Annotated in this window: 1 protein-coding gene and 1 pseudogene; both read left to right on the forward strand. The window is 43.4% G+C overall.

Annotation, left to right across the window (positions count from 1 at the left end; translation table 11 throughout):
• The first annotated feature begins 110 nt into the window (after positions 1-110).
• Positions 111-1,631: an IS21 family transposase gene (istA, locus tag C0975_RS11195; RefSeq protein ID WP_101776448.1), complete on the forward strand. Its 1,521-nt coding sequence runs from the start codon at positions 111-113 to the stop codon at positions 1,629-1,631.
• 11 nt (positions 1,632-1,642) lie between these two features.
• Positions 1,643-2,368: pseudogene (gene istB, locus C0975_RS11200) on the forward strand (IS21-like element helper ATPase IstB).
• The last annotated feature ends 68 nt before the right edge of the window (positions 2,369-2,436 follow it).

A 2,436-nucleotide genomic window follows, 5' to 3' on the forward strand; every position in this document is an offset into this window, starting at 1 on the left:
TGTTAATGATCCTGCAAAAATACACCAACTAAACCGCAAAAGATCCGATAAAAGTGTACCACTCGGTCTTTTGATAAACTCCTTGTTATTTCAACAAGGACACTTTGGGTATGCTTTGTATGGAAACCATCTTAAAAATCCGCCGTCTCTTTTATAAAGACGGCTTATCTCAACGTAAAATCGCTGACAAACTGCATCTCAGTCGTCGCACAGTGAAAAAATATTTAACGGTGACTGAACCACCGCACTATCAACGTCAGCGATACCCTTCCCCTAAACTTGAACCCTACAAAACGTTGTTGGTTGAGCGGTTAGAGTCTGAACTCGCTCAACCACCCTCTCAGCGTTTGACCGCCGTACGGCATTTTGAATACCTTTGTAGCCTTGGCTTTGAAGGGAAATATGCCTGTGTATCCCGTTTTATTAAACGCTTTAAAGCAGAGCATAAACAAACGCTCACAACGGTCTTTATTCCACAAAAATTCCCTATCGGAGAAACTTACCAATTTGATTGGAGTGTGGAAAAGGTGGTTCTCGATGGCGTAGAAACGAAAGTGAACATCGCCCATTTTCGCTTATGTCATTCACGGGCATATTATGTTCGTGCCTATTTTAGACAAACCTTAGAAATGGTTATTGATGCCCATAATCACGCTTTTGCTTATTGGGGCGGAGTGCCTTTACGGGGTATTTATGATAATCCCAAGACCATTGTCAAACAGATAAAAGCGGGCAAGGAAAGAACCTTCAATACGGGCTTTTTAGCGATGATGAACCATTTCTTAATTGAGCCTGTTGCCTGCACACCCGCATCAGGTTGGGAGAAAGGGCAAGTTGAACGACAAGTACAAACTCTACGTAAATGCCTCTTTCAGCCCACCTTATCATTCTCATCGCTTGCCGAACTCAATGAATATCTTACCGCTTGGTGTACAAAACAGATGGTGAGTCAACCTTGGGTCGAAGATAAACAGCAAACTATTGCGGAATGTTTAGCCAAAGAAAAAGCCTGCCTTTCTCCCTTTACGCCTTATCAGGGATATCGTACGGAACGCTTATTAGTCAACTCCAGTGCGTTGGTCTTATACGATAATCATCGATACAGCGTCCCTTGCCATTTATGTGGCAAAGAGCTGATTGCCCAAATTGGGGCGGAAGAGATTGTGCTGATTTACCAACAACAGATTGTGGCATCTCATCCCCGTCAATTTGTCAAAGGGGGGACCAGTTATAACCCGTTGCATTATCTCTCTGCCTTGAAACAAAAACCGGGGGCATTACGTCACGGCGAACCCTTTCAGGGCTGGGCATTACCCCCTGCGATTAAAACCTTACAACAGCACCTACTCAAACACCCCCGTGGCGATAAAGCGATGGTGAAGCTACTGAGTTTAATTGCCGATTTTGGCGAAGAGATTGGCGTAACCGCAGCTGAGCTTGCCTTAGAACAAGGGCTGCCTACCGTGGAAGCTGTGTTAAACATTATCCTACGTTTAACTGAGCCAGATATCCCTAAAATCAAAACGGCTCACGTCGCACTCACGTTACCCCCAAAAGCCAATTTAGCCCAATTTGACCAACTGATTCAGTATCGCAGACAAACCGATTTTCCTGCACTTCATTCATCTTAAGGAGTCTTTTTATGGATAGACAACCCTATCTTGATTTACTCAAACAACTCAAATTAACCGCCATGCTCAATGAATTTGATGATATTGTGATAGAAGGAATACGACGTAAACGCCCGACGTTAGAGATTTTAATGCGGCTGTTGAATGTCGAATTAACCCAACGTCAGATTAACCAAACGCTCGGACGGATTAAACGGGCAAAATTCCCCCAACAACGCACATTGGCTGAGTTTGATTTTTAGCACAGCCCTCTTGAAGATACTCACCTGCAACTATTACTGAGTGGGGAGTATATTCAGGCGAAACGGAATGTGATTTTAGTCGGAGGACCTGGGACAGGGAAAACCCACCTTGCGACAGCATTGGGACTCCAAGCTACCGAGCAAGGCTATAAAGTACGGTTTTGGAATGTGTTGGATTTAGTTAATCAGTTAGAACTCGACAGCCAGCACAAACACTTTAAACTCATTCCACAAATGACCCGTTATGACCTGTTGATTTTAGATGAACTCGGTTATTTGCCTTTTAGTCAAAAAGGTGGGGCATTGCTCTTTCATTTGATGAGTCAATTGCATGAACAGACCAGCGTGATTATTACCACGAATCTAGCGTTTTCCGAGTGGGGAAGTTTATTTACCGAAGCCAAAATGACCAATGCCTTATTGGACCGACTTGTTCACCATTGTCATATTTTAGAAACAGGGAATGAGTCTTATCGTTTTAAACACCGCACTTAATTTTTTAGGTTGACCGGTGGTTCACTTTTAGACGATCTTTCTGGTGCATTTTTTGAAGATCATTGACA

This window comes from Pasteurella oralis (assembly GCF_002850605.1).
GTDB classification, from domain to species: Bacteria; Pseudomonadota; Gammaproteobacteria; order Enterobacterales; family Pasteurellaceae; genus Pasteurella; species Pasteurella oralis.

Coding starts and splice junctions, on each gene's coding strand:
- istA (WP_101776448.1), top strand. CDS start 111: ATGCTTTGTATGGAAACCATCTTAAAAATCCGCCGTCTCTTTTATAAA.